General features: G+C 50.0%; 25 protein-coding genes and 6 tRNA genes. 27 read left to right on the top strand and 4 right to left on the bottom strand.

Annotation, left to right across the window (positions count from 1 at the left end; translation table 11 throughout):
• The first annotated feature begins 244 nt into the window (after positions 1 to 244).
• From AC3RCL_RS26335 to AC3RCL_RS26290, 10 genes are all read left to right on the top strand, one after another.
• The gene (locus AC3RCL_RS26335) at positions 245 to 814 is read left to right on the top strand and encodes a GbsR/MarR family transcriptional regulator (protein ID WP_015737261.1); all 570 of its coding nucleotides are present in this window, start codon (positions 245 to 247) and stop codon (positions 812 to 814) included.
• A 172-nt stretch (positions 815 to 986) separates the two neighbouring features.
• Entirely contained in the window at positions 987 to 2,315 is a 1,329-nt protein-coding gene (locus AC3RCL_RS26330) for an alpha/beta hydrolase (protein WP_492532951.1), read from the top strand.
• A 32-nt stretch (positions 2,316 to 2,347) separates the two neighbouring features.
• The gene (locus AC3RCL_RS26325) at positions 2,348 to 2,908 is read left to right on the top strand and encodes a GNAT family N-acetyltransferase (protein WP_213579681.1); all 561 of its coding nucleotides are present in this window, start codon (positions 2,348 to 2,350) and stop codon (positions 2,906 to 2,908) included.
• 169 nt (positions 2,909 to 3,077) lie between these two features.
• Positions 3,078 to 3,578 (top strand): winged helix-turn-helix domain-containing protein, encoded by a 501-nt coding sequence (locus tag AC3RCL_RS26320; RefSeq protein WP_192570687.1) that lies wholly within the window; start codon positions 3,078 to 3,080, stop codon positions 3,576 to 3,578.
• A 62-nt stretch (positions 3,579 to 3,640) separates the two neighbouring features.
• Positions 3,641 to 4,969, top strand: a complete 1,329-nt coding sequence (locus AC3RCL_RS26315; protein ID WP_492532948.1) for an MFS transporter — start codon at positions 3,641 to 3,643, stop codon at positions 4,967 to 4,969.
• 263 nt (positions 4,970 to 5,232) lie between these two features.
• On the top strand, positions 5,233 to 6,345 hold the full coding sequence (locus tag AC3RCL_RS26310) for an outer membrane lipoprotein-sorting protein (protein WP_096776514.1): 1,113 nt from the start codon (positions 5,233 to 5,235) through the stop codon (positions 6,343 to 6,345).
• A 272-nt stretch (positions 6,346 to 6,617) separates the two neighbouring features.
• Positions 6,618 to 7,805, top strand: coding sequence for an alanine racemase (gene alr / locus AC3RCL_RS26305; RefSeq protein ID WP_192570689.1), 1,188 nt, complete (start codon positions 6,618 to 6,620; stop codon positions 7,803 to 7,805).
• 227 nt (positions 7,806 to 8,032) lie between these two features.
• Positions 8,033 to 8,314 (top strand): CopG family ribbon-helix-helix protein, encoded by a 282-nt coding sequence (locus tag AC3RCL_RS26300; protein ID WP_028406492.1) that lies wholly within the window; start codon positions 8,033 to 8,035, stop codon positions 8,312 to 8,314.
• A gap of 3 nt (positions 8,315 to 8,317) precedes the next feature.
• Positions 8,318 to 8,668 carry a type II toxin-antitoxin system PemK/MazF family toxin gene (locus AC3RCL_RS26295; RefSeq protein ID WP_006212388.1) on the top strand — a complete coding sequence of 117 codons (351 nt, stop codon included), beginning with the start codon at positions 8,318 to 8,320 and terminating at the stop codon, positions 8,666 to 8,668.
• Positions 8,669 to 9,090: 422 nt separating this feature from the next.
• Positions 9,091 to 11,307, top strand: coding sequence for a Tex family protein (locus AC3RCL_RS26290; protein WP_277746902.1), 2,217 nt, complete (start codon positions 9,091 to 9,093; stop codon positions 11,305 to 11,307).
• Between the two features lie 201 nt (positions 11,308 to 11,508).
• On the opposite strand, the gene AC3RCL_RS26285 is transcribed toward AC3RCL_RS26290, so the two are convergent.
• Positions 11,509 to 12,069, bottom strand: a complete 561-nt coding sequence (locus AC3RCL_RS26285; RefSeq protein ID WP_492532944.1) for a CGNR zinc finger domain-containing protein — start codon at positions 12,067 to 12,069, stop codon at positions 11,509 to 11,511.
• Positions 12,070 to 12,213: 144 nt separating this feature from the next.
• Here AC3RCL_RS26285 and AC3RCL_RS26280 point away from each other — a divergent pair, with 144 nt between their 5' ends.
• Positions 12,214 to 12,684, top strand: a complete 471-nt coding sequence (locus tag AC3RCL_RS26280) for a DinB family protein (protein ID WP_492532942.1) — start codon at positions 12,214 to 12,216, stop codon at positions 12,682 to 12,684.
• Between the two features lie 97 nt (positions 12,685 to 12,781).
• On the opposite strand, the gene cmpA is transcribed toward AC3RCL_RS26280, so the two are convergent.
• A complete protein-coding gene (gene cmpA / locus AC3RCL_RS26275; protein ID WP_015737250.1) occupies positions 12,782 to 12,913 on the bottom strand; it encodes a cortex morphogenetic protein CmpA in 132 nt (43 codons plus the stop codon).
• Between the two features lie 80 nt (positions 12,914 to 12,993).
• Positions 12,994 to 13,344 (bottom strand): hypothetical protein, encoded by a 351-nt coding sequence (locus AC3RCL_RS26270; RefSeq protein WP_009594449.1) that lies wholly within the window; start codon positions 13,342 to 13,344, stop codon positions 12,994 to 12,996.
• A 98-nt stretch (positions 13,345 to 13,442) separates the two neighbouring features.
• On the opposite strand from AC3RCL_RS26270, the gene AC3RCL_RS26265 reads away from it, so the two are divergent.
• The 13 genes from AC3RCL_RS26265 (at position 13,443) to AC3RCL_RS26205 (ending at position 23,110) form a co-directional block, all read left to right on the top strand.
• Positions 13,443 to 13,949 carry a SprT family protein gene (locus AC3RCL_RS26265; protein WP_492532939.1) on the top strand — a complete coding sequence of 169 codons (507 nt, stop codon included), beginning with the start codon at positions 13,443 to 13,445 and terminating at the stop codon, positions 13,947 to 13,949.
• A 26-nt stretch (positions 13,950 to 13,975) separates the two neighbouring features.
• A tRNA-Asn gene (locus tag AC3RCL_RS26260) sits at positions 13,976 to 14,051 on the top strand.
• Between the two features lie 3 nt (positions 14,052 to 14,054).
• Positions 14,055 to 14,143: transfer RNA gene (locus tag AC3RCL_RS26255), tRNA-Ser, on the top strand.
• 185 nt (positions 14,144 to 14,328) lie between these two features.
• Positions 14,329 to 15,024, top strand: a complete 696-nt coding sequence (locus tag AC3RCL_RS26250; protein WP_492532938.1) for a Type 1 glutamine amidotransferase-like domain-containing protein — start codon at positions 14,329 to 14,331, stop codon at positions 15,022 to 15,024.
• 116 nt (positions 15,025 to 15,140) lie between these two features.
• Positions 15,141 to 15,215 (top strand) — tRNA-Glu (locus AC3RCL_RS26245).
• Between the two features lie 255 nt (positions 15,216 to 15,470).
• A tRNA-Lys gene (locus tag AC3RCL_RS26240) sits at positions 15,471 to 15,546 on the top strand.
• A 38-nt stretch (positions 15,547 to 15,584) separates the two neighbouring features.
• Positions 15,585 to 15,667: transfer RNA gene (locus AC3RCL_RS26235), tRNA-Leu, on the top strand.
• Between the two features lie 199 nt (positions 15,668 to 15,866).
• Positions 15,867 to 16,331, top strand: a complete 465-nt coding sequence (locus AC3RCL_RS26230) for a KGG domain-containing protein (RefSeq protein ID WP_015737244.1) — start codon at positions 15,867 to 15,869, stop codon at positions 16,329 to 16,331.
• A 255-nt stretch (positions 16,332 to 16,586) separates the two neighbouring features.
• The gene (locus tag AC3RCL_RS26225; protein ID WP_492532935.1) at positions 16,587 to 18,254 is read left to right on the top strand and encodes an AraC family transcriptional regulator; all 1,668 of its coding nucleotides are present in this window, start codon (positions 16,587 to 16,589) and stop codon (positions 18,252 to 18,254) included.
• 116 nt (positions 18,255 to 18,370) lie between these two features.
• On the top strand, positions 18,371 to 19,387 hold the full coding sequence (locus AC3RCL_RS26220) for an ABC transporter substrate-binding protein (RefSeq protein ID WP_251498410.1): 1,017 nt from the start codon (positions 18,371 to 18,373) through the stop codon (positions 19,385 to 19,387).
• Between the two features lie 40 nt (positions 19,388 to 19,427).
• Positions 19,428 to 20,435: a FecCD family ABC transporter permease gene (locus tag AC3RCL_RS26215; protein WP_492532933.1), complete on the top strand. Its 1,008-nt coding sequence runs from the start codon at positions 19,428 to 19,430 to the stop codon at positions 20,433 to 20,435.
• Between the two features lie 19 nt (positions 20,436 to 20,454).
• On the top strand, positions 20,455 to 21,447 hold the full coding sequence (locus AC3RCL_RS26210) for a FecCD family ABC transporter permease (protein WP_492536477.1): 993 nt from the start codon (positions 20,455 to 20,457) through the stop codon (positions 21,445 to 21,447).
• A gap of 22 nt (positions 21,448 to 21,469) precedes the next feature.
• Entirely contained in the window at positions 21,470 to 23,110 is a 1,641-nt protein-coding gene (locus AC3RCL_RS26205) for an alpha/beta hydrolase (protein WP_492532931.1), read from the top strand.
• A 98-nt stretch (positions 23,111 to 23,208) separates the two neighbouring features.
• Here the strand turns inward: AC3RCL_RS26205 and AC3RCL_RS26200 are convergent, their stop codons facing one another.
• Complete coding sequence (locus AC3RCL_RS26200) at positions 23,209 to 23,850, bottom strand: PAS domain-containing protein (protein ID WP_096776505.1); 642 nt, start codon at positions 23,848 to 23,850, stop codon at positions 23,209 to 23,211.
• Positions 23,851 to 24,027: 177 nt separating this feature from the next.
• Between AC3RCL_RS26200 and AC3RCL_RS26195 the strand changes: the two genes are divergently transcribed.
• From AC3RCL_RS26195 to AC3RCL_RS26185, 3 genes are all read left to right on the top strand, one after another.
• Positions 24,028 to 24,393, top strand: a complete 366-nt coding sequence (locus tag AC3RCL_RS26195) for a helix-turn-helix domain-containing protein (RefSeq protein ID WP_015737237.1) — start codon at positions 24,028 to 24,030, stop codon at positions 24,391 to 24,393.
• Between the two features lie 103 nt (positions 24,394 to 24,496).
• Positions 24,497 to 24,579 (top strand) — tRNA-Leu (locus AC3RCL_RS26190).
• 126 nt (positions 24,580 to 24,705) lie between these two features.
• Positions 24,706 to 25,629, top strand: a complete 924-nt coding sequence (locus AC3RCL_RS26185) for a tyrosine-type recombinase/integrase (RefSeq protein ID WP_492532928.1) — start codon at positions 24,706 to 24,708, stop codon at positions 25,627 to 25,629.
• The last annotated feature ends 382 nt before the right edge of the window (positions 25,630 to 26,011 follow it).

Raw genomic sequence — 26,011 nt, 5'->3', positions numbered from 1 at the left:
ATAAAGTACGTACAGTAAAAACTGTACAAAGTTATCCTTTGAAATGCTCTCATATGCTCCGATATCCTCCAAAGCGATCTTCTTTACTTTTAAAATAGCTTTCCCTACAATAGATCAGAGAATGTGTGTGGATTCGGCTTGTTTAGATTTCATTGAGATCGTTCACACTACACTTCGAGTCCACCTAGTTTTGTTATGTTGACATGACTTCTTGGATGGCTACAGTATAGAGGAGGCTGCAAGCATGGGCTTGTACCATTTAGATGATGAACGGCAGGCAGCCGTGCAGAAGATTCGTAAGCGTGTCATTGAAAATATTGGACGGAATATGGACTTGTACGGCATTCCACACTCAACGGGACATTTATACGGATTACTTTATTTTGCAGATAAACCGATGAACCTGGACGAAATGGGACAGGAAATGAAGATGAGCAAGACCAGCATGAGTACAGGCGTGCGGACGCTGCTCGATTATAAAATGGTCAACAAGGTGTGGGAGAAGGGCTCCCGCAAGGATTTGTATGAAGTGGAATACGATTGGTACCAGACCTTCTTTGATTTTTTCGATATTAAATGGCGTAAATCGGTGGAGAGCAACATTCTGGTCCTGCGCAAAGCGCTTGACGAAACGGAGAAGCTCCGCAAAGCGCATGAGGATGACGAAGAACTGGTAGCGGTGCTGCAAGAGGATCAGGCGAAGATGCGTGAGGCTGTTGCTTACTATAAATGGCTGGAACGATTGATTGATACTTTCGTGGATGGCGAAATCTTCAACTATGTGCCGAAAGAGCCGCCTGAGGGCAAATCCTGATCTTGAATATGGGGAAATTCCCCAGTATAATGTGAAGTAAGGCAATGCTTACCTAAGAGGTACAACCTGATTTTATCGGGTTGTGCCTTTTTTTGTTATATGGCGCTGCCTTAAGCGAATAAACCGCGTGTTAACCGCACATGTGGTGCAAAAATAATCAGGAGGGGTTAGAATGGTCAGTATGTCCTCAAGAATGGTAGAGATCGCAGATTTTCCATCGGTTAGCTTAAGCAATACCCGGAGTTTGTATGTATATCTTCCACCCAGTTATCACGAGAATACGGAGAAGCATTATGCCGTACTCTATATGCATGACGGGCAGCACGTATTTTCAGCGGATGAGCGAGGCGGCTCATGGGATATGCACGTCACCGCGGATCGGCTGGTTTCCGAGGGGCGGATGGAGGAAATTATCATCGTCGGCATCGCCACGGTTCCCCATCAAAGGCTGAATGAGTATTTCCATGACAACCCACGGATGCATCAGGTGTTCGATCCGCCGTTTGCCGGCGAACGGTACGAAACCTTTATCATTGAAGAAGTGATGCCTTATATCAACCAGAATTTTCGAACGTTGAGGGGCCCGGAGCATACGGCTATGATGGGCTCGTCCGCGGGCGGAATCGTCACCTACAACATCGGTTTCCGGAGGCCGGATGTGTTCGGCAGCATTGCGGTCATGTCGCCTTATTTTGTCAGAGCCCAATTCGATGAACGGGGCGAACTGAAGGAACATCCCTTTTATGAAAGATACGGTACGCACCCGAATCTTCGGGTTTGGCTGGATATGGGCGGTGCGGAAGGTGTTTTCATGGAAAAATACGCCCGGGAGGAAGCGGAACACTTGGTTCAGGACGGTTTTGTGCCGGGGGATGATCTCATGCTGTTCCTGGATCCGGGAGCAGCTCACAGCCAAAGCGACTGGGCTGGCAGAGCGCACGCACCGCTGCTGTATTTTTTCGGAATCATTGGTGAACCGATCTCGATCAAGCTGGATGGCGACGGCGTCGCAGGGGTAAACGGGCCCGTCAAGCAACTGAATCCGGTCATTACATACGACAGCGGATTTGTTCAAACGTTGATGAATGGAACATATCATGTTGAGTCTCCGGAATTGCTCACGATACTGCCGGACGGAACGCTGAAGCCTCGAACTCCCGGCAGCACCCGGATTACGCTGCAAATGGGAAGCTTAAGCGCGGATAAAGAGATTACGATCGTTGAAGAACTTCCGGAATTCGTGAAAGTCGCGATTGAGGTGAAGGTACCTCCTGCAACGCCCGTTTCTCCCATGATCTATGCCGGATTTGAGATTCCGTACAGCGGAGAGGGCGTTTACAGGGGAAGCGCGATGGTACCGCATGGTTTGTCTTTTACGTTCAAGGTATCGCGAGGGTTTGGATTGCATGAGAAGATCTGGGATCCCAAAGTGAAACGGCGTTCGTTTACGGCAACGTCCGACTTGGAGCTGTTTTACGAGGTTGAGGACTGGGATGTTTAAAAGATGGATTGGCAATTGGAGGTTGAATCAGCATGACCATCAGATCAGCAAGGCCACAGGATGCGGGCGCGGCAGCCAGGCTGCTGTATGACGCACTGCACGATGTAGCTCATCGGTTAACGGGGGAAGACAGCGAAGAGAAAGCGCTTGAAGTGCTGGAGCAATATTTTCGGGCGGACGAGGGCAGGCTCAGTTACCGTCAGTCTGCCGTGAAGGAGATCGACGGCGAGGTGGCCGGCATCATCGTTGCTTACGGCGGCGATCAAGCGGCCGAATTGGACCGTCCCATCTTGGATCGACTGCGGAAGCTGAAGAACGACCCTACCGTAACGCTGGATCAAGAAGCGGATGAAGATGAATACTATATCGATACGTTATCCGTTTCCCCGCAGTTTGGAGGCAAGGGGATCGGCTCGGCGCTCATACTTCATGCGGAGAACCGGGCAAAGGAGCTTAAGTACCATAAAATTGCCCTCGCCGTGGTGACGGACAATCATCGTGCCCATTCCTTGTACGACCGAAAAGGATATAAAACGGATAAGGACATCATGATTAACGGGCATGTTTATCATCATATGGTCAAGCCCGTGTAGAAAAAAATAAACAATTTATAAACCGCCTATTTACAAATGGTAATAGGTGGTTTATTATTGTGACATAATGATCTAGAAAATTAGATTGATAAACTAAATTAGATCAAACGAAAATAATAGTATGAATAACAAGTTTAGAATGAATAATTCAATTAGAATGGAGAGCTGCATGATGGATCAAGATCAAAATCAAAGCATTGAAATATCGGTGGAACAAGCGAAGCTGCTAGGAAGCGCCCAGCGGGTGAAAATTCTCGGAACCATGCTGGATACGGCCAAAACCTCCAAGCAAGTCGCGGATGAATTGGGAGATTCGCCGGGAAGCATCCACTATCATATCCAGAAGTTATATGACGGCGGGCTGATAGATTTGGTGGAGACCCGGACGGTCGGCGGCATCGTTGAGAAATATTATAAATCCAAAGCGAAGTGGTTTAACACCAAGGGAACGCAAACGATGGACCCGGTTCTTGCCGAAGATTACGACGCGGCGACCCGAACCCGAATTAGCTTGAGGCTGCAGCTGAACGCCGACCAATATGAAGAGATGACAACGGAGTTCAAGGAACTGCTCGAAAAATGGGTGAACAAGACCATCGCGACCAAAGGGGAAGACAGCAAGGAGTATGCCGTTGGGATCAATGTGGTTTCGACGGAAACGTCCAAATAGGAAGGGGCCTCACAGCCTCTTCTCCTAAACGATAAAATTTAAAAATAAGGGAGTGTTTCTCTGTGGAGATTTTAAAGAATCGCAATTTTCTGCTATTGTTCATTGGCCGAATCCTTACGAATATCGGTGACAGCCTGTATGCTGTAGCGGCCATGTGGCTGGTATACGATCTGGGAAGTTCGACGCTGTATACAGGGCTTGCCGGCCTTCTCTCGATTCTCCCCCGGATCATTCAATTGTTATCCGGCCCGATGATCGACCGCGTTCCCATACGGGGGCTTCTGGTGTACACCCAGTTCATTCAAGCGCTTCTTCTGTTGATCGTTCCGCTTGCATTTTATTTCGACTTTCTGACGGTCGGCCTTGTACTGGCGATTACACCGATTCTATCGACGTTGAATATGTGGGTATATCCGGCCCAAATGTCGGCCCTTCCTAAAATTCTCGAAAAGAAGCAGCTGACGCAAGGCAACTCGCTGTTCTCCCTGGCCTACCAAGGCATCGATGTCGCTTGCAATGCCATATCCGGCGTATTGATTGTCGTGCTGGGCGCAGTATCCCTTTACTTATGGAATTCCATTGGATTTTTCGTCGGAGCTTTGTTGTTTGCGCAATTGAAAATCAAGAAGTCCATCAAGACTTCCGATAACAACGAGAATAAAACAACGGCGAAAGCGTCCGTTACTTCAAAAACGATGCAAAAGGCTCTCAGCGATTATTGGACCGACATGAAAGAAGGTCTCCGTTACATCCTGGCAACTCCGCTCGCTCGGGTACAGATGGGGATTATCGTCATCAATGCCGCAGGCGGCGCTACCTTCACGGTTATGCCTGCGTTCGCCGACAGCCTCGGCGGAGCCGGCGTGTACGGGATCTTGCTCATGGCCCAGGCTTGCGGAAGTTTGCTGGGAGCGATCCTGGCTCCGTATTTGAAGCTGGAGCGCCTGCCGCTTGGATATCTTTTTGCCGGAGCGTTTTGTTTGTCGGGTGCTGCCTGGTGTCTCAGCGTGTTCACCCCTTGGACCTGGCTTGTCGTTCTGGTGTACGGCCTGGCATGGTTTCCGGGAGGCATTACGAACGTGATCATCAATTCGGTCATTCAGAAGGCGATACCCGAGAAAAGATTGGGCACGGTGTTCGCGGCAGCAAGCGGACTCAGCGGAATTGCCATGCCGCTTGGCAGCCTGATTGGAGGTGCCCTTGGCGTGGTTGCAGCAAGCTCCTCCGTTATCGCGGGATGCGGAATCGCCGTGTTCTGCGTAGGGATCTTCTGGGTCTTCGACTCGACCACCCGCAGCCTTCCGTCACCTGACCAAGTGGATGAGGAATGGTTCGCGCCTTACACGAATGCAACGCCTGAGAAGTCCGTCTCGCTGCATGCTGCCCATTAAGATGGCTGACTTGAATGAGGTTGATGCTTGTTGAAGAATAAGTCTCGGATAGGGAAACCCATGCCGCAATTTTAATAACGAGCCCCGGATGAATCGGCGATCGAATGGACTCATCCTGGCTCGTTTTTTACGCCGTGAGCGATCTTAAGCCCATGCCGCAGTCCGCTGTAATCATGCTTGTCAGGCTAGTCTGCATAATGTGACCAAGTCCCTCATAGACATGTATCAATCAAGTCAATACAAGTGTTGAAGGGGATGATGACATGCGCCGGATTTCATGGGTGCTGCTCGCGGTAGTATTATGCTTAACAACAATACTGGCGGGATGCGGGAAGAAAAATGCAGACAGCGTTGTGAAGGATCTGGGCAAGGTGGCTGATAAGCTGGAAAGTGCCAAGGGCGCTTACCAGGGAGCGGGCGTTATGACCATACATACCGGTTCGGCGCCGCAGGAGTATCAGGTTGAGGTATGGTACCAATCTCCATCTTACTATCGGATCAGCTTAACCAACGGGCAAAAGGATATTACGCAAATCGTGCTTCGCAACGATGACGGCGTGTTCGTACTGACGCCAAGCTTAAATAAGAGCTTCCGCTTCAAGAGCGACTGGCCGGATAATCAGGGGCAGGTATATCTGTATCAAACGCTGCTTAGCAGCATTCTGAGCGACAATACGCGCCAGTTTGCCGAGGACAAGGACAGCTACGTGTTTGATGTAGCCGCCAACTACCACAGTCATTCCTTGATTCGTCAAAAGATCTGGCTCGCCAAGGACAACTACACGCCGAAACAGGTACAAGTATCGGATTCGGAAGCCAATGTCGTCGTTGAAGTGAAGTTCAATACCTTTACATTCGATACGAACCTAACCAAGGATTCGTTTGATACCAACAAGAATCTGAGTGCCATGAACGATGCGAAGGGGACGATTGCGGAAGTGGACGAGAACGGGGTACCGGTGGCTTCCACTACGGAGGGGAACGGCGCTCAGGGAACCGAGGGCTTGACGGAAACGGCTGCCGGCGGCGACATGGGATCCTTCGGCATCATCTATCCGGAATATGTGCCTGCAGGGGTTACGAACAAGGACACCATGGAAGTTCCGGAGAGCAAGGACCATGCGGTTATTCTGAAGTACGACGGCGTATACCAATACACGATCATGGAATCCAGACCGTCGGATCGTGCGGTTTCACTAGTTCCGGGCGAAGCGGTGTATATTGATTTCACGACGGTCGGCCTGCTCACCGGCGATCAGCAAAGAACGCTGACTTGGAGTTCGGAAGGCGTGGAATACCGGATCACGAGCGCTAATCTGCCAGTCGAAGAAATGAAGAAAGTCGCTGCTTCCATGCAGGGAGAATCGGGTAAATAATACGAAGTAGGCGGATACCAAGCATTGAAGGAGGGCAATCTTCCGACAATGAGGCCATTCGCCTATTTTCTCCAAATAAAGGAATTTGGGCAGGGGACTTCATCGATATTTTGCAGATATTCCGACGTTTCACCAAGTTTCGCCGTCCGGATGGAACCACGAGCTCCATAAATAAGCAGTTTGTCTCAATTGACAGTTGCTCCCGGGAACATTACCATTAATCTATTGTAAAGCATAATGCTTTTTTCAAAATGGTAAGAAGGTGACTGGAATTGCAAGCGATATATCGACCTACCCTGGCGGAAATCAACCTGGACCATCTGCGCGCCAACTATAACGCTTTTCGTGAGGCACTGCCGGATCACATGAAATTGCTTGCTTGTGTGAAGGCGAACGCTTATGGTCACGGAGCCGTAGAAGTGGCACGCGAACTTCAGCAACTGGGTGCGGCATACTTAAGCGTGGCTTTCCTTGATGAAGCGCTTGAGCTTCGGCAAGGCGGCATCTCTGGCCCGATCCTGGTGCTCGGTTATACCCCACCGGAAGCTGTAGAGATCGCTTACGAGTATGATGTAACCATAACCCTGTTCAGTTCGGAAGTGCTCCAAGCGATAAAGGCACTGCCGGTCAAGCCGGAGAAGCCGCTTAAGGTACACATCAAGATTGACAGCGGAATGGGTCGTTTGGGCCTGCTTCCCGGCGAAGATGCGATTTCTTTTATAGAAGAAGCGTTATCGCTGCCGCAGGTTGTGGTCGAAGGAATGTTTACCCATTTTGCAAGAGCGGATGAAGAGAACAAAGACTATACGTTGGGACAGTATCGCCGTTTTCAGGGCGTTGCGGACGCTCTTCGGGATAAGGGTTACCATATCCCGATCATACATACGGGCAACAGCGCTGCTGCGATCGATACACCTGAGCTATCCTATAATATGGTTCGTGTCGGCATCGGCTTGTACGGACTATATCCTTCGGACGAGGTGAATCGAAAGACAGTGAGCCTCCGCCCTGTCATGACGCTAAAGACAAAGCTTGTCTACGTCAAAAATTTACCTCCGCATTCCGGCATCAGCTATGGGACGAAGTATGTAACGGAGCAGGAAGAACGAATTGGAACCCTTCCCATCGGTTATGCCGATGGCTTCTCTCGTATGCTGAGCGGTAAAGCGGAAGTGCTGATACGCGGCCGCCGCGTCCCTGTAGTCGGAAATATCTGTATGGACCAATGTATGGTATCGCTCAAATCTTTCGCCGAGGAGGCGGAACAAATCAAAGCTGGTGAAGAGGTTGTACTCATCGGCCAGCAATCTGGCGAATGCATTACGGCAGATGAGCTGGCAGCCAAGCTGGGGACGATCCACTATGAGGTCGTCTGCATGATTGCCCACCGGGTACCGCGTCTTTATATACGCGATGATATACCGGTAAAGACCGTAAACGCGCTCTGGAACAACCTTTAAAAAAAGCATGTCGCCATAAGTTATTTATTCAGGAAAGAAGGAATACGTACAGATCTTCCCGAATTAGGAATATGTCGTTTAAGTCTGTACGAAAGTGTCGATTGTAGTTTATAATGATATGCAGCATACTTGATATACCTTCGGCATATATATTCTTTTGTATAATTTTCCTTGAATAATGTAATACTGGTGCACAGGGCGAGAAGGTTGTGGGGGTGTAATAGAAGGTGGCCAATATGCAGAACACCAAACGAATCATGATCAGTTTACCGGATCATCTTTTGCAGGAAGTGGACGGGATCGCTCAGCTGGAAAATTCCAACCGCAGTGAGCTTATTAGGCAGGCCATGAAGTTGTACCTGAATGAACGGAAGAAACGTTACATTCGTGAATCCATGCAGCGTGGTTATATGGAAATGGCCAAAATTAACCTGACCATGGCTTCTGAGGCGTTTCACGCGGAGGAAGATGCAGACAACACTCTAGACCGCTTAGTAAGCGGGGTGTAAACAGTGATCGTTAAACGGGGCGACGTATTTTTTGCGGATTTATCACCTGTTGTCGGTTCTGAGCAAGGCGGCGTGAGACCGGTCCTTGTCATTCAGAACGATATCGGCAACCGGTTTAGTCCGACTGTGATTGTTGCAGCCATTACGGCACAGATTCAAAAAGCCAAGCTGCCGACTCACGTCGAAATCGACGCGGCGTCGCATGGATTTGACCGGGATTCCGTCATTTTGCTAGAGCAGATCCGGACGATTGATAAGCAGCGGCTAACCGACAAAATCACCCATCTTGATGATGAAATGATGAGCAAGGTGGATGATTCCCTGCAAATAAGTCTGGGCTTGATTGATTTTTGATTCAATCCAAGCGTTGCATGTTCCACATAGAACGGTTACGGCCAAAAAACCCTCAAGGAGTATTCCTTGAGGGTTTTTATGTGGCGGCGAGGCGCGTTTATCCCTTAGGGACGATCGATTACGCGTTTGTAGGTATGAGCACGTATGCCGTCGTGACCGCTGCTGCAATGAACAGTAGGCAGACAACAGACCAGGCAATCGCATGTTTGTCATTCATCGAAGGTGACCTCCCGATCGTTATGGAGTGTGGATATCCGGCAGCAGCATGTTCGTAGTAACAGAATATAAGCCGAAACTTAAAATCAGATGAAATTGACATTAAATGCAGCTTAAAGCCTTGCGAAGTGAGCGATGTAGTGGAAATGAGCGCTTAAGTTTGGGATAATAGCAAATATAGTTTCATTGAAGAAAGAGGGATATCATTGTCTGAATTAGAAGCTGTTGTGGAAGTAAATGAAGAACAGATTCGCAAGGAAGAATCGAAACGGATCGTGAAGCAGATCGCGAAGGAGCTTCAATTGTCCGAGAAACAGGTGCGCACGACCGTTGAACTTCTGGATGAGGGCAATACCATACCGTTTATTGCGCGTTACCGTAAAGAAATGACAGGCGAACTGGATGAGAACCAATTGCGTGATATCGAAGAGCGGACAGGCTATTTGCGCAATTTGGAGGTCCGTAAGCGGGAAGTCATCCGCATCATAGAAGAGCAAGGCAAGCTGACGGAAGAGCTGAAAGCATCGATTACGGCGGCTGTGAAGCTGCAGGAGGTGGAGGATCTCTACCGTCCGTATAAGCAAAAACGCAAGACGCGGGCGAGCGTCGCCAAGGAAAAGGGACTCGAGCCGCTGTCGGAGTGGATATGGTCGCAGCCGAAGCAGGCCGATGCGATGGTGGAGGCTGCGAAATATATCGATGAGGAGAAAGGCGTGGCTTCGGCGGAAGAGGCCCTCCAAGGCGCGATGGATATATTGGCGGAGAACATCGCCGATGATGCAGCCGTTCGTTCCTGGGTACGCCGGTTCAGCCTGGATCATGGCATTTTGACGTCGGAGGCAAAGGATACCGAAGCGGAATCCGTGTACGAGAACTATTACAATTACCGGGAATTGGCGAAGAAAATGCCGCCGCATCGGATACTGGCCATTAACCGGGGCGAGCGCGAGAACATATTGAAGGTGGGGCTGGAGGTTCCTTCCGAATCCATACACGGGTATATCGGAAAGCAGGTGCTTAAAGGGCCGTCGGCCGTTTCGGACATTCTGACGGCGGTGATCGAGGACTCCTACAAGCGTCTCATAGCCCCATCGATAGAGCGCGAGGTGCGCGGGGAGTTGACGGAAAAAGGGGAGAACCAGGCGATCTCCATCTTTGCGGGGAATCTGCGCAGCTTGCTGCTGCAGCCGCCGGTGAAGGGGCGCCGCGTGCTGGGCGTCGATCCGGCTTACCGTACCGGATGTAAGCTTGCTGTAGTCGATGACACGGGCAAGCTGCTGGAGGTAGCCGTCACGTATCCGACGCCGCCGGCCAACAAGAAGCGGGAGGCTGCCGCCAAGTTCAAGGAGCTGATTGCGAAATACGGAATCAAGCTCATTGTCATCGGGAACGGTACGGCATCCCGCGAAACGGAGCAGTTCGTAGCGGAAGAAGTCATTGCGGAGCTCGCCGACCCAGAGCTTGCTTACCTCATCGTAAACGAAGCCGGGGCAAGCGTGTATTCGGCTTCGAAGCTGGCGCAGGAAGAGTTCCCGGATCTGGATGTGGCCGAGCGCAGCGCAGCCTCGATTGCGCGCCGCGTGCAGGATCCGCTGGCCGAACTGGTGAAGATCGATCCGAAGTCGATCGGCGTGGGCCAATATCAGCATGACGTTACCCAGAAGCATCTGGAGGAAAGCTTGAAGGCCGTCGTGGAGTCCGCGGTGAACCATGTCGGGGTGGACGTGAATACGGCATCGCCATCGCTGCTCTCTTATGTGGCCGGCATCAATGCCACCATTGCGAAAAATATCGTGAAGTACCGGGAAGAGAACGGGAAGTTTGTCAGCCGGAAGCAGCTCCAGAAGGTTCCGCGTCTCGGTGCCAAGACCTATGAGCAGTGCGTGGGCTTCATGCGGATTTCGGAAGGCGAGAACATCCTGGATCGTACTCCGATTCACCCGGAATCCTATGCAGTGGTTGACCGTTTGTTCCAGGAGCTCCAGGTTGGCCTGGACAAGCTGGGAAGCAAGGAGCTGGCTGAGCTGCTGGATGCCCAGCAGCCGGAGAGCCTGGCCGTGAAGCTTGAGGTGGGCGTGCCGACGCTTCGCGATATTCTGGACAGCCTGCAGCGTCCGGGACGCGATCCGCGGGAGGAACTGCCGCTGCCGATTTTCCGCCAGGACGTGCTGAAGATCGAGGATCTTGTGCCGGGAATGGAGCTTCAGGGAACGGTACGCAATGTCATCGATTTCGGCGCCTTTGTCGATATCGGCATCAAGAGCGACGGCCTGGTGCATATCTCCCAGCTGAGCGATGGATTTGTTAAACATCCGATGGATGTCGTCTCCGTGGGGGATAACGTGACCGTTTGGGTGCTGAACGTAGATTTGAAGAAGGGGCGCGTCGGATTGACGATGCGCAAGCCGAAAGACCAAGGATAGAACTAAAATAAGCTAAAAAAGAGCCGTATTCTCCTTCTGGGAGAAACGGCTCTTTTTTTGGGTTCTTTTTTTCATCATGGGCCGGATCGACTGCGAATAGAGTTTATTCTGGAGGAAGGTTTAGTCATGACTCAGCTTTAGAAGCAGGACGTTTTTATCGCATGTATGTTGCGATATACTGCGCCAGCTTAAACGAGCGGCCTATTTCTCAGGCTCTGACTGCTGCTTTTTCTTCGCCCGAAAACGTCTGACCTTCATCAGATTTCCGCACATTTTATCGTCGCAATAACGTTTGGAGCGGTTCCGCGTGTCATCGTAATACACCCAGAGACAATCCGGATTGGTGCAGATGCGAAATCGAGTCAACTCGCCTTGCTCGATGGCTTGCGCAAAGGAGCCGGCGATCCCGGCAGCGGCTGCTTGAAGGCCTGGATTTTGCGGTATATAAGAAAGTACCCCTTTTTGGTCCTCTTCGATCTTGAGCTGCCGAATGACCGGCCCTGTCGCCATCCAGCGGTTCAATTCCTCTACTTGCTGGCGGGAAGGGAGGGCACCTGCAACGATGCGCTGAACGCATAATCGCAGGAAGGATCGGAGCTGCCGGAGAAGTTCCAGTTCATCCGAAGTCAGCGGAACGGCGACGTGGAGCTCATGCTCGCTAATAAATTCAGTGAGCCAATCCTCCCGGGCGAGCCGGTCCTCGGATCGGCCGCTGCCTCTCCAGTCATGCCATTCGCTGTTTATAAAATCATCCCATAACATGAAGCTCATCCTTTCTTGTCTCATCATTGTAACAAGTAAATATATATGTTGCTAGTTACTTGTTTTGGGATCTGAAGTGTGTTAGTTTTTATGTAACGCTCTATTTTATTTATGATAGTTACATTCAAAGCGGAGGCGATGGATATGAACATGAAGGAATTGCTGCTGCAAAACTGGGATTATGCGATGGATCAGGAGGATTGGTATCCTCCGGTTCTACCGGCGCTGAAGGAGGTTACGCTCGAGCAGGCATTGTGGAAGCCGGAAGGGGAGGCGGCGAATTCCATTTGGGAGAACGTGCAGCATTTGCTGTATTATAAGCAGCGTTTGCTCGGCAGATTGGAAGGGAGACCGCTTCATAATGAAGGGATAGGAAACGACGAGACGTTTCTGATCCATGACACCAGTGAGGAGGCCTGGAATACGGCCCGGAATCAGCTTCAGGAGGTTCATGCAACGTTAAGACAGAAGTTCGAGGCGATGACGGAAGCCGAGATCGAAGAATCGCCGCAGCGAATACTCAGCTTAATCATGCATGACGCCTATCATACGGGGCAAATCGTTTTTATTCGGAAGCTTCAGGGCTCCTGGCCAGCTAGACGAAGCGATTTATAGGAGCGGATTCGACGGATGCAGTCCACCTATTACAATGCAAAAATAAGCCGGACAGAGCGTCCGGCTTATTGTCAACCTTATGGATCGATTGCAGGCCCTAACGGGCATTCGAATTTTCTTCACCTGGGGAATTCCGGTAAAAGTACCAGCATTCGTTCAGCAGCTTGATCTGACGTCTGTCCTTCTTGCGGAAAGCGCGTGTCAACTGATTGCAGAGCCATTGCGGCAAGGGTATCTCCTCCTCTTGCTATTTCCATCTGTATGGATAGCATATGGGGAAAATGCCCAAAGCGTGCAGGTCTACCTCGATTATTGCGCTTCTTCCTCGTACCATTGCTCGAGCTGAGCTTGAAGGGCCCGAATTTCGGTAAGCAGCGAGATGAGCGGATATTCCTTTTCGTTCAGGGAAGCAAAGGCCTGCTCAAGCTCATTTATGTATTCAAGACCACCCTGAATGCTCAGCGATTCCTGCAGCAAATCCAAATGGTCGCATTCGGCTACGGCAAGAGGCAGCTGAGGTTTGCCTGCTGCGGTGAGTTTATCGATTTCCTTGTTCAGGCGTAAATTCAGGGCACTGAGCTGGTAAGCATAGTCACTGGGCATTTCGACAAAGAACAGCTCGTCCTGACCCTTTAAAATAACGTAGCGCATGTTCGGCATGATTGCAGGTTCTCCCTCCATACTTTCTACTTGACAGTGTAGCCCAGAGAGAAGTTAAAATTCAAGTAGCATTTATCAGGGCAAAGGAAGGATCAGACATGGTGACAACGAACGAGATGAGTAATGAGGAGCTGCAGGCCTGGGTCGAGAAAATCTCGCTGGAGAGCTTTCGGGTTCCGTTCAGGCATCAGGCTACGTTTAACCGACGATTGTCCTCGACCGGCGGCCGCTATTTCATGAAAAGCCATCATATCGAGATCAATCCGCATCAGCTGGCCACGCACGGCAGGGAAGAGGTGGAGAAGATCATCAAGCATGAGCTGTGCCATTATCATCTCCACATTGCGGGCAGGGGATATCGCCATCGCGATGCCGATTTCAAGAAACTGCTGCAGGCCGTTGGTGGAAGCCGTTTCTGCAAATCGTTGCCGAAGGGCAAGGCAGCCGGCCGACGTCAACCGGAACCGTACCGATACATGCTTCGCTGCGGCGACTGCGGGACGGAATACCTGCGTAAACGGAAGATGGATCCGGCCCGGTATCGGTGCGGAAAGTGCGGCGGGCGTCTAACGCTTCTGAAGCTTGACTCCCCTAAGAAGTCATGATAAATTATTAGTATTCAACTTCACGTTCCCTGATAGCTCAGTTGGTAGAGCACTCGACTGTTAATCGAGTTGTCACAGGTTCGAGTCCTGTTCGGGGAGCCATATGGAGAGATACCCAAGTGGCTATAAGGGGACCCTCTGCTAAGGGGTTAGACTGCGTAAGCGGTGCGAGGGTTCGAATCCCTCTCTCTCCGTTGAGCATGACATCGAAGAAAGCTCCCATCACCAAGTGATCGGGAGCTTTTTTTGCAGTAGGGATGAGAACCCTGATAGGGTTCGTCGGAGCATAATCAGCGTTAAGGATACTTCGCAGTCTCGACCGAAGGGAGAGTATCCCTCTCTCTCTTTCGCTTTAGCATGAATGGGGGAATAGAGCTCAATGAAACAGATTATTGCAATGGGTGGCGGCGGTTTCTCGATGGAACCTGATAATTTGCTGCTTGATCGCTATGTTTTGGCACAAGTATCGAAAGAATTGCCTGACGTGTGTTTTGTTCCGACGGCAAGCGGGGATGCGGATGGGTATGTTGAACGTTTCTATCAGGCTTTCCGGACACTGCCGTGTATTCCCAGTCATCTGTCGCTGTTCCAGCCGAACTTTGCCGATCTTCGCTCTTTTGTACTCGAGAAGGATATCATTTATGTTGGCGGGGGCAATACCCGGAATATGCTGGTCTTGTGGAAGGAATGGGGCCTGGATCAGATACTCAAAGAGGCGTATGAACAGGGTGTCATTTTAACCGGGTTAAGCGCTGGCTCCATTTGCTGGTTTGAGCAAGGGGTGACGGACCCGTTGAACGGGCCTTTGTACGAACTTGAGGGTCTGGGTATATTACAAGGCAGTCATTGCCCGCACTATGATGGTGAGAGCAAAAGAAGGCCCGCCTATCACAAACTCGTGCTTCAAGGTGAAGCAAAAGCAGGATATGCTGCTGATGATGGGGTTGCATTGCATTTCATGGACGGACGGTTGCATCGAATCGTAAGCTCAAGGGAAAATGCACATGCATACCATGTGAAGCGTGAAGGAAATAGCGTTCAAGAAGGGAAGTTGACACCGGATTTTTTAGGCTGATTTATGGGCCGAATAAGCTCCGTAAATAAATTTAAAAATTTGCGAAAAAAAAGCTTGCCAGCATTTTTGAAATTGTGCTATACTCAATCTTGTCGTCACGGCGACGTGGTTAAAGTGGCCCGTTGGTCAAGGGGTTAAGACACCTCCCTTTCACGGAGGTAACAGGGGTTCGAATCCCCTACGGGTCACCACTTTCTATATAACTTCGGGATGAGAACCCCGTCGGTTCGTCGAAGCATAACCATCGTTAGGATAAACTTCGCAGTCTCGAATGAAGTGAGAGTATCCCCTACGGGTCACCACTTTCTATATAACTTCGGGATGAGAACCCCGTCGGTTCGTCGAAGCATAACCTTCGTTAGGATAAGTTTCGCAGTCTCGAACGAAGTGAGAGTATCCCCTACGGGTCACCACTTTCTATATGGCAGCCGCACGATTGTCATCGAGAGCCATTAGCTCAGTTGGTAGAGCACCTGACTTTTAATCAGGGTGTCGAAGGTTCGAGTCCTTCATGGCTCACCATTTTTACTTAGCACGAAAAGATGTATCCCTTATATTATGCGGTAGTGGTGGAATGGCAGACACGCTATCTTGAGGGGGTAGTGGGTGTATACCCGTGGAGGTTCGAGTCCTCTCTACCGCATACCATGTTGAAGAAGAAGCTTCACGCATAGCGTGGAGCTTTTTTATTTATATATCAGGATTTCCATAGAGATTATCCATATTTTAGATATTTTTCATTGCGCGTTTATGCAAAACCGGTGTTTCATCTCTGGTCAAGAGGTTAATATCATATCGTGGACGAGCAACAACTTCCATAAACCTATACGGAGTGATTCAGAATGGCTAATAACAATAATGGTAAGATGAGCCGTGAAGAAGCAGGACGTTTAGGTGGAGAAGCAACAGCGAACAACCATGATAAAGAGTTTTACCAAGAGATCGGACGGAAGGGCGGCGAAGCGACGTCCCGCTCCCATGACAAAGAATTTTATCAGGAAATCGGCAAAAAAGGCGGTGACTCCACGTCAAACTCCCATGATAAGGAGTTTTATCAAGAGATTGGCCAGAAGGGCGGCGAAGCGACTTCCGACTCCCATGGCAGGGAGTTCTATGAGGAAATCGGCCGCAAAGGCGGCGAGGCTACCTCGGATTCCCATGGTCGCGAGTTCTACCAAGAAATTGGACAGCAGGGCGGCGAAGCCAGAAACGGCAGCGGCAGCAACGGGGATGGCAAGATGAGCCGTGAAGAAGCGGGCCGCAAAGGCGGCGAGGCTAGAGCCCGGCAGCGCCAACGGGGAAATTAATGAAAATTCAGCGGATGTAAGAAAAGACTCCCGTTGGAGGGGGTTGAAACTCTTTCATTCAAAAGATCCGCCTTCAGACACACTTGTAAATAGCAGCAGCCATGACTCCTTTTAGGGAGACATGGCTGCTTTCTTTTTTAGCCTGACTATCATGGCGCATTTATGGAAAAGACGAAGAACGTACTGGACATTTGATACGGTGTATGATAATTATATGATAATGATAACCATTCTCATTTAAGGTTGGGGTCTGCAATGATGTTAAACCTATCGATGAATACCAGCAAGGGAGAGCCAAGAGAATACAGCGGGTTCATGGCCCGTTTATGGAATATGGATATTGTTCATGGGCAAGGGATGTCCTTGGAACAACAGTTGGCCGTGCAGCCGGCCTTGATCGTCCCGCTTAGCGGAGAGACCTGTTTGCAGCAGGCAGAGCAAGTGACACGCATGAATAAGGGGTGCGTTTATTTTTGCGCGGCTGGATCTACTTTTGGTATTACGAGCGGCGAGTACTGGAGTTCCGAGGAACAGGAACAGACAGCGGTGGCGATTCTTCATTTTGGCTTCTATGAAGGGATGTCGGGCTGCGGTCGGTTGCATGAAGTGGACGGCGCCGCATTCATGCCCTATGACGGCATCTTTGTCATCAGCTCCCCGGACCGCTTGAATCTCGTCTGCCGGGCGATGTATAAGGATTTTCACAGCATGGAGCCCATGAAGCAGTGGAGGGCTCAGCTGGATTTTCAGGAGCTGCTGTACACGATGATGGCCGAATGCAGCCCATATGCCAAGAATGATAAACGGCAAGCGCTGGACCGGGTGAAGGAGTATATCGAAGAGCATTACGATGAAGATTTAACGATCGAGCAGCTGGCGAATCTCTCCGAACTGAGCCCCAAGTATTTTGTAGAGGTATATAAGAAGACCTATGGGCACAGCGCGATGGATTATTTGGCGAGCGTCCGTTTGAACAAAGCCAAACAATTGATGCTGGGTTCGGATTCCTTGCTGCGTGAGGTTGCCCATATGGTGGGGTATAAGGATGAATTTTATTTCAGCCGCAAATTTAAGAAAGCTTTCGGGATCTCGCCCTCCGCCTATATGAAGACAAGGAAAAACAAACTGGCGATGTACGGCTCAACGAGCCTATTGGGTTACGCCATGCCGCTGGATTTCACGCCGTATGCGGCTCCGCTTCATCCGAAGTGGTCACAGCATTACTATAACCATCTCGGCCCCGATATTCCGGTTCATCTGGATGCATACCGCCAGAACCATAACAAATATGCGAATCTGGAAAAGCTGGCCACGGCACGTCCGGAGCTCATCGTGTGCGCGCAGGGGGTCGAGGAGTGGGAGAAGGAGCAGCTTCGGCAGATCGCCCCTCTCTATGAAATGCCGGGAGAGCAGGAAGGATGGCGGTTCAATCTGCTCAGTCTCGCCAAAATGCTGGACAGGCTGCCTGAAGCAGAGCAGTGGATTGAAGCGTTTCATCACAAGATATCGGCTTACCGGGAGAAGCTCCCCTCTAGCAATAGGGAAGCCCGCACGCTTTTGACCGCGCGCCTGCATCAGGATGAACTTCGGGCATACAGCCATCCGGGCATGAAGGAAATACTATTCGATGATTTCGGTTTTCAGCCGGCCCTGCCTATGGATCAGCAGAATGAGGGGTGTTTAACGATGGAGCAGATCAGGGAGAGCCGTGCAAACCATCTGCTTCTTCTGATCCGTCAAGATTCCGAAACGCTTGCCTATTGGAGGAGACTGCAGGCGACGCCGGAGTGGATGGCCATCTCCGCGGTGAGAGAGGGAACGTTCCATCAAATATCCTCTTATCCTTGGCGTGAGTATTCGCCCATTGCAATGGAGCAGATGGCGGAGGAGGCCATCCGGTTGTTTTCCGGAAAATGTCCATGAGGAATCCGGTTATTTGTCCATGGTGCAAAAAGAGCAAATCCGATAGTATGATCAATAATGATAATCATTATCAATTATTAAATGATCATGGATCATGGAAGGGGTAACTGAGAGAGATGAAACGGATGAAAATGGTCTTGGGGTTATTGCTGGTATTTGCTTTGGTACTATCTGCTTGTGGGGGAGGTAACGAGGCTAAAGATACAGACGGAGCAAGCACGAGTAATGCAGGAAGCACGAACACCGCTGAGGAGAATAAAGCTTCGAACGAAGAAACACCCGCTGCGGGCGAAACCAAAGTTGTGAAATATCTTGATCAGGAATACACGCTTCCTGCCAAAACGGAGCGGATCGTTATCACGGGTGCCGTCGAAGCCATGGAGGACTCTATTGTGCTGGAAGTGAATCCGGTCGGAGCGATCAGTTTCTCGGGCTCTTTCCCTCCATTGTTTGAGTCGATTACGAAGGATGCCCAGTCGGTAGGCGAGAAAACCGAGCCGAATTTCGAAACGATCCTCTCGCTTAAACCGGACGTGATTTTGGGATCTTCCAAGTTCAAGCCGGAGGTCGTGGAACAATTGAATAAAATTGCCCCGACGATACCTTATTCTCATGTATCCACCAACTGGGAGAGCAATTTGAGATTGCTGGGCGAGTTGAGCGGCAAGCAGGAACAGGCTGAACAAGAGATCGCTAAATATAAAGAGGATCTGGAAGCCGCAAAGGCAACCATCGGAGACAGCCTGAAGGACAAGAAGGTTTTGGCGCTAAGGGTTCGTGCGGGGGAGATGTACATTTACCCGGCTGGGGTATTCTTTAATCCGGTATTGTACGAGGATCTGGGAATCGCCGTACCGGCTGAGGTAGAAGCCGCGCAAGCGCAGGAGCTGGTCTCCAAAGAGAAAATGGCTGAGATGAATCCGGATTACGTGTTTGTCCAGTTCTCTCCGGACGAGAACAAGGATACGCCGAACGCTCTGGAAGAGCTGCAGAATGATCCTATCATGAAAAACCTGAATGCGTTCAAGAACGGAACGGCTTTTGTCAACGTGGTTGACCCGCTTGCTCAAGGCGGTACCGCGTACAGTAAAATCGAGTTTCTGAAAGCTGCCGTCGAAAATCTTACGAAATAATATCATTGATTCCAGTATAAACGTATAAGGCGTGTTGTTCATGGGGTTCAAAAAATCGCTGCCGGCTGTCATCCTTGTGATGGCCCCGGCAGTCTGCTTATTGCTCATAGCGGCCTCCATCCTGTATGGAGCCAAGAATATTTCGATGGATACCGTCTGGGACTCCATCTTCACTTTTGACCCGGAGAGTATCGACCATCAGATCATTATGAGTTCCCGGCTGCCCCGAGTCGTCGGGGCTATGCTGATCGGTGCTTTTCTGGCGGTTTCGGGCGCTCTTATGCAGGGGATGACAAGAAACTATCTAGCCTCCCCCTCCATTATGGGGGTATCGGACGGTTCGGTGTTCGCGGTGACCTTGTTCATGGTATTCATTCCGAATGCCAGCTCCAATATGTACATTGTCAGTTCATTGGTTGGTTCCGCGATCGGTGCAGCCGTCGTGTTCGGATTAGCATGGCTAATTCCAGGGGGGCTCAGTCCGGTTCGGCTGGCTATACTCGGAACCGTGATTGGGACGTTTCTTAGCGGAACGGCCGAAGCTTTGGCAGCTTATTTTCAGATTTCCCAAAGCATCAGTTTTTGGTACAATGCCCGGCTGCATGCCATGGATCCCGAGCTGATCAAGCTGAGCATTCCGTTTGCGATCGTCGGTTTGTGCCTCGCCGTGGTTTTGTCCAAATCGATCACGCTGCTCTCCCTCGGGGACGAGACGGCCAAGGGGCTTGGCGTCAAAACATGGCTGGTGAAAGGCCTTGCGATGCTGGCGGTCGTGATCTTGACGGGCGTATCGGTGGCGCTGGCAGGGAAGGTTGCCTTTGCAGGCTTGATTGTCCCTCATATTGCACGGTACTTATCGGGCTCCGATTACCGATGGATCGTACCGGTGTCGGGCGTGCTTGGCGGCATGTTCCTGGCGCTGTGCGACATTCTCGCCAGGTTCGTGAACAGCCCTTTCGAGACGCCGGTCGGTGTCATCACTTCGCTGATCGGCGTGCCGTTCTTCCTCTATCTGATCAAGACGAGGGGAGGGGCTCAGCGTGCGTAACACATCTTATCGGTTCCCGATGGTGCTGGCAGGCGGGATAGCGGTCGTATTGGCAGCCGTTTATTTCAGTCTGACCAACGGCACGTTTGACATGTCCATCAAGGAAGTAATCCAGACGCTCTTTCGGATGAAGCCCAATGCGGACTTTGATCTTGTCGTGTTTGAATTCAGGCTCCCCCGAATCGTGCTTGGCGCCCTTGTCGGGTTTGCGCTCGGTATGGCCGGTGCCGTCATCCAAGGGGTTACCCGCAACGGGCTTGCGGATCCGGGCATCCTCGGCATCAATGCAGGCGCCGGCATGGCGGTCGTACTGTTTATGTTCCTGCTGCAGGGGCAGATCACGATGACCGGCTGGCTCGGGGTGATGATGATGCCCATGTTCGGCATCGCGGGCGGTTTGGCAGCGACCACGGCCATATACATGTTTGCGAGAGAAAACGGAAAGCTGGATCCCCAGCGGCTCATACTTGTGGGCATTGCGATCGCATCCGGCTTTGGAGCCGTTACCATGTATGTTTCGCTAAAAATGAACCCGAAAGATTATGAGATGGCGGTTGCCTGGCTCGCCGGCAGCCTTCATAGCGCCAACTGGAAGTTTGTGGTGACCATGCTGCCGTGGCTCGTTATTTTGCCGCCTGTCATCTGGCTTCGCTCTCAAGTGCTCGACTTGTTCCAGCTGAGCGAGGAAAGCGTGAAGAGCGTCGGGGTATCCGTCGAGCGCGAGAAAAATAGATTGCTTCTCTGCAGCATCGGTCTGGTAAGTGCCAGCGTAGCTGTATCCGGCAGCATCGGGTTTGTCGGCCTGATTGCTCCGCATATGGCCAGGCAGCTTGTCGGACTGCGGCACAGGCATATCATCCCGATCAGCGGCATAGCGGGCATGGCGATTGTTGTCATAGGCGACTTCATCGGCAGAACGATATTCGCTCCGGCCGAGCTTGCTGCAGGCATTGTGGTATCCGTGATCGGGATTCCGTATTTTATCTACTTATTAATTCGCATGAGAAAATAAAAGCAGCTTTCGGGAGGATCACATGAATCGTTACAAGCAGCTGGTAGTTGAAGGCAGAGAGCTTACACTGTATCTGCCTCCTTCCTATCTGGAGTCTGACCGTTCCTATCCTGTTGCCTATGTTCAAGATGAAGGAGATATGTTCACGGACTGCCTGAACTATTTGAATCATTTGTTTGCGGCAGGCCGGCTGGAAGAGGTCATCCTGGTCGGAATCTCGACAACGAACCGGAATCGTGAGTATACGCCTTGGCCGGCTGAGCCTTTGCTGGAGAGCAACCCACCTTTCGGCGGGGAGGGGAGAGCTTATGTCGATGAGGTAGCGGATGTCATCAAAGCATACATAGACCATCAGTACCGAACGCTTCCAGCGCCTGAGCATACGGCCATCATCGGAGGTTCCTTTGGCGGTTTGATCTCGATGTTCGGGGGATATTGGCGTCCCGATACCTTCGGACGGATCGGCATGTTGTCGGCTTCGTTATGGTACGAGGGGGTGATGGACTACATCCGCCAGCAGGGAAAATGGCCGGCTGAGCAGCGGGTGTATATGTCCGTAGGGCAGCTTGAAGGGGCGTACAAGCAAAATGCGCAGAAAAACATGTTTGTGAACAACGTGGAGGCCCATCGGTACTGGCTTGAGCAAGGGGTGAGCCCTGAGAGACTGCAGCTGGCGGTAGATCCTGACGGAACCCATGATCCTATCTTTATGTCCAGAAGATTTCCGCATGCGCTGCGGTGGCTGTTCGTCGGGGAAGCAGAGGAGCAAGCATCGGCGAAGGGGCGGGCTCAACATGAGGATCCGGATTATCAGGAAAAGCAAGAAATGCATAATAACCAAGATAACCAAGATAACCAAGATAACCAAGTAAAGGCCACTTTGTTTTCCGTACCGGGAACGCTGACCTGGTCCATGCAGTCCGACGTGACGGGCCGCGAATACCGCATTTTCATCGCCGAGCCGATGGGACCGCCTCCTGAGGGAGGTTATCCCGTGTTATATTCGCTGGATGCCAATGCCACCTTCGGCACGCTGGCCGAAGCCATCCGCCTGCAATCCCGTACGCCTCGGGGCATTCCCTCTGCGCTCATTGTCGGCATCGGCTTTGACAGCGACAGCCCTATCGTAAGCAGCGAACGCTTCTATAACTTTACGGAATATGCCGATCCCGCTGAACTGCCAGTCCGGCCAAACGGCATGGATTGGCCGGAGACGGGCGGCGTGGAGGCGTTCTTTACCTTCATCGAGCAGCAGCTGAAGCCGGCCGTGGAGCGGCGGTATGCCGTGAACCGATCGAAGCAGGCGCTGTTCGGACACTCGCTCGGTGGATTTTTCACCTTGTATACCTTATTCACCAGACCGGATGCCTTTTCGCGGTATATTGCGGCATGTCCCTCGGTGTGGTGGAAGAACTACGCGCTGTACCAGCGATGGGAAGAGGGGAAGAACCGCTTACGACAGAGCGGGGAGCGCAAGTCGCTCCGCCTGTACGTGGGGGCCGAGGAGAAGCCGTCCATGGTGAAGGATGCCAGGGAACTCTATGCCTTTCTCAGAGGGCATGAAGAGGTGCTGGAGACGACGTTCGACGAAATTGAGGGTGAAGGGCATGTTTCGGTACTGCCGACCCTCATAAGCCCCCTGCTTCGTTTTGTGAACGCGTAATCCACCAAAGAATGCCTCAAGCATAAATAAGCAGCTTCGAATCCAGTGATCATCGGGATATCGAAGCTGCTTATTCTGTGTTGTATGCAGAGGGGTCGTTAATCGGGCAATTCCGGATCATCGAGAATGGAGGAATATTTCGGATATAATCTGCGAATGCAATCCGGACAAATATCATGGGTAAACTCAATGGGGAGGCGGCTCTCCAAATAGCTCTCCACAGGCTCCCATTCATCCGCTTGTCGAACATATTTGCATACGGCACAGATAGGAATATGTCCTGGAAGAGGGAAGCTGTGAGCCAGCGCTTGTTCCAGCAGCAGTTCCTTGTGCTTGAACTTCGTAATATCCGTGAACGATATCATGGCTCCGTGAACACGGCCGTCCTTGTTCATCATCAGCGGCAGCACCTCGCACAGAACCCAGTTCTGCCGGTCATTCCATTCCACGGCATATTCAAAAGAATAATCAGGCAGCTTGCCCAGCATCACTTCCTTTACGGAGGGCAAATCCATCTCATGGGAAAATGGATCGAATACAGAACCAAAGTGCCTGAAAGTCATATCGAAAAAAGATGCTCCATGCCACCTAAAGTCAGGAGGGACACCGTATTTTTCGGCCATGGCAATGAGCGGATCGTTGATTTTGTCTATGATGCCATCCGGGGTAATGACCATCAGCCCCTTATTCAAGGAGTGCACCGCATTATTCCAGGATGTGGTCATGGTATCGTAGGGCAATTTACTCGCTCCTCGTACGGAATAGACTCATGAGTAAAAGATACGACGATCCATGAGTACTATGGTATAATTTAGGCAATATATCTAGATTATACACGTAATTAAGTCATTATGCAAGAAAAAAATACGTACATAAGATATTTTTCTTTTAAAGAGAAATAGGAAGGCGGTTGTTTGATGCAGTCTATTTACCAACGAATCGAACATCTCATAGAAAGCCGGGGTATGACCAAGAAGGCGTTTTGTGAAACCCTCGGGATCAGCACAGGAAATTTTGGTGACTGGAAGAGGGGAAAAACAACGCCGAGCACGAATAAATTGATTGAGATTGCAGCATTTTTTTCCGTCAGCCTGGATTGGCTGATTATAGGAAGAGGCAGTCCGACCAGCCGTGTCAAGGAAGCCCGCGGGGAATATGAAGTAGATCCGGAATCTTTGGATCCTGCCTTAATGTCCGGTCTGGCAGAGCATGAGAAGGAATTTATACGCGAATACATCGAGTTTTCGGCCTATCGGAAGGACAAGCGCAGCGATAAGAGCTAGCTGATGCAAAAGCCCGGGCCTAAGGCCCAGATTTTGGCGCTTTACATTTGAGCAAGAGGGCAGTATAATAGGGAATGTTCGCTGCAGAACATCCCTTATACATGCGGTAGTGGTGGAATGGCAGACACGCTATCTTGAGGGGGTAGTGGGTGTATACCCGTGGAGGTTCGAGTCCTCTCTACCGCATATAGATTAGGATTTATTGGGTTTTACTAAGTAAATTTTAGATAGTGGGCATGTCTGCACACGATTCTAAAAACAAAAGCCACTTTCTTTTCAGAATATTAAAATTCTGATTAGGAGTGGTTTTTTTTGTTATTAAAATTTGCTATCCAAGAGTTTAAGGATGACCGAGAGTATAAGAATTTATCACCTAAAACGATTGAGTCGTATATGATGACCTTGAAAGAATTTCAATCGTATTGTGCTGAACAGGAAGTTGTTAGTGTCGAAGACGTTACACAGTCCATAATCAAATCGTATCTGATTTATTGTCAAAAGGAACGAGGTAACAATCCGACAACAAGAAATTCAAAACTCCATTCAATCAAAATTTTCTTAAATTTTCTTGAAGAAATTGAGGTTATCGAGTCAAAGAGGAATCCAATCAAGAAAATGCTCTATGTTAAAGAAGATATTCAAATTGAAGCATTCAACGATAATCACATCAATCAGATGCTTAATTATTGCCGCAGGATTAAACAACGTGAGCGAACATTTCATGCTTACAGAGATTACACGATTATTATCACATTGTTGGGGACAGGTGTCCGTTTAGGGGAACTAATCAATCTCAAATGGAACGATATAGATTTCAAATCAGGAACCGTTACTGTTTTCGGTAAAAAGAGGGAACAATCTTCGATTCCTCTAACAGATAAGTTGCTCAAGGAACTAGCAGAATATCAAGTATTCTGTAAACAGCATTTCAAAGAGTTATCGGAGTATGTCTTTGTAAGTGACCGAAAGAACGGCAAGTTGTCAGTAGATGCTGTTAAGTCAATTTTCAAGAGATTGAAAAAAGCAATGGCTTTCAAGGATGTTCGACTTTCTTGTCATACGTTCAGACACACATTCGCCCATAGAATGCTTATGAACGGTTGCGACATTTTTACACTTCAAAAGATGCTTCGTCATAGTCAATTGAACATTACCCAACGCTATCTTTCAATATGGGGTACTGCTCTGCGTGACCAGAACCAAAAGTTTAATCCACTCAATAACTTGGATATATAAGTGAGATGTTAGTCACTGCTGTCTTGTGATGGATAATTTATTTGTAGTTAGTAGTGTCATATCTAAAAGAAAAAGAGTTTAAATGACACTTTTGATGGTGTCATTTTGGAGATTTTTTTCTCTGATTTGACACAGTATAAACAAGAAGATAGAAGTTAAAGAAGTAGATATATGTATAATATGTAATTTCATCTGGCTCTGGCACTTTATACAGTGAGGGTGTGAATGCCGAGTCGCATATATAAATAGAAGCGATTTTTCTGGAACACGAATACATAATATTTTTATGTCTTATTTTGTTCTGGTTCAAAATCGTGAATTTCTGGTCGAGATAACACTATTAGTAATGAGGGCGAGTTAGCCAATTCTCGTTCTTAAATTG

This window comes from Paenibacillus sp. MT86, assembly GCF_058792535.1.
The sequence above is the reverse complement of the archived record's forward strand: the minus strand, read 5'-3'. Positions and strand labels throughout refer to the sequence as shown.

Bases quoted from the DNA above. Each gene is read 5' to 3' on its own strand.
- AC3RCL_RS26210 (WP_492536477.1), top strand. From the start codon at position 20,455: ATGGTGCTGGCAGGCGGGATAGCGGTCGTATTGGCAGCCGTTTATTTC.
- AC3RCL_RS26205 (WP_492532931.1), top strand. From the start codon at position 21,470: ATGAATCGTTACAAGCAGCTGGTAGTTGAAGGCAGAGAGCTTACACTG.
- AC3RCL_RS26325 (WP_213579681.1), top strand. From the start codon at position 2,348: ATGACCATCAGATCAGCAAGGCCACAGGATGCGGGCGCGGCAGCCAGG.
- AC3RCL_RS26280 (WP_492532942.1), top strand. From the start codon at position 12,214: ATGAACATGAAGGAATTGCTGCTGCAAAACTGGGATTATGCGATGGAT.
- AC3RCL_RS26335 (WP_015737261.1), top strand. From the start codon at position 245: ATGGGCTTGTACCATTTAGATGATGAACGGCAGGCAGCCGTGCAGAAG.
- AC3RCL_RS26285 (WP_492532944.1), bottom strand. From the start codon at position 12,069: ATGTTATGGGATGATTTTATAAACAGCGAATGGCATGACTGGAGAGGC.
- AC3RCL_RS26220 (WP_251498410.1), top strand. From the start codon at position 18,371: ATGAAACGGATGAAAATGGTCTTGGGGTTATTGCTGGTATTTGCTTTG.
- AC3RCL_RS26270 (WP_009594449.1), bottom strand. From the start codon at position 13,344: ATGCCGAACATGCGCTACGTTATTTTAAAGGGTCAGGACGAGCTGTTC.
- AC3RCL_RS26195 (WP_015737237.1), top strand. From the start codon at position 24,028: ATGCAGTCTATTTACCAACGAATCGAACATCTCATAGAAAGCCGGGGT.
- AC3RCL_RS26265 (WP_492532939.1), top strand. From the start codon at position 13,443: ATGGTGACAACGAACGAGATGAGTAATGAGGAGCTGCAGGCCTGGGTC.
- AC3RCL_RS26330 (WP_492532951.1), top strand. From the start codon at position 987: ATGGTCAGTATGTCCTCAAGAATGGTAGAGATCGCAGATTTTCCATCG.
- AC3RCL_RS26250 (WP_492532938.1), top strand. From the start codon at position 14,329: ATGAAACAGATTATTGCAATGGGTGGCGGCGGTTTCTCGATGGAACCT.
- AC3RCL_RS26225 (WP_492532935.1), top strand. From the start codon at position 16,587: ATGATGTTAAACCTATCGATGAATACCAGCAAGGGAGAGCCAAGAGAA.
- AC3RCL_RS26310 (WP_096776514.1), top strand. From the start codon at position 5,233: ATGCGCCGGATTTCATGGGTGCTGCTCGCGGTAGTATTATGCTTAACA.
- AC3RCL_RS26320 (WP_192570687.1), top strand. From the start codon at position 3,078: ATGATGGATCAAGATCAAAATCAAAGCATTGAAATATCGGTGGAACAA.
- AC3RCL_RS26215 (WP_492532933.1), top strand. From the start codon at position 19,428: ATGGGGTTCAAAAAATCGCTGCCGGCTGTCATCCTTGTGATGGCCCCG.
- AC3RCL_RS26230 (WP_015737244.1), top strand. From the start codon at position 15,867: ATGGCTAATAACAATAATGGTAAGATGAGCCGTGAAGAAGCAGGACGT.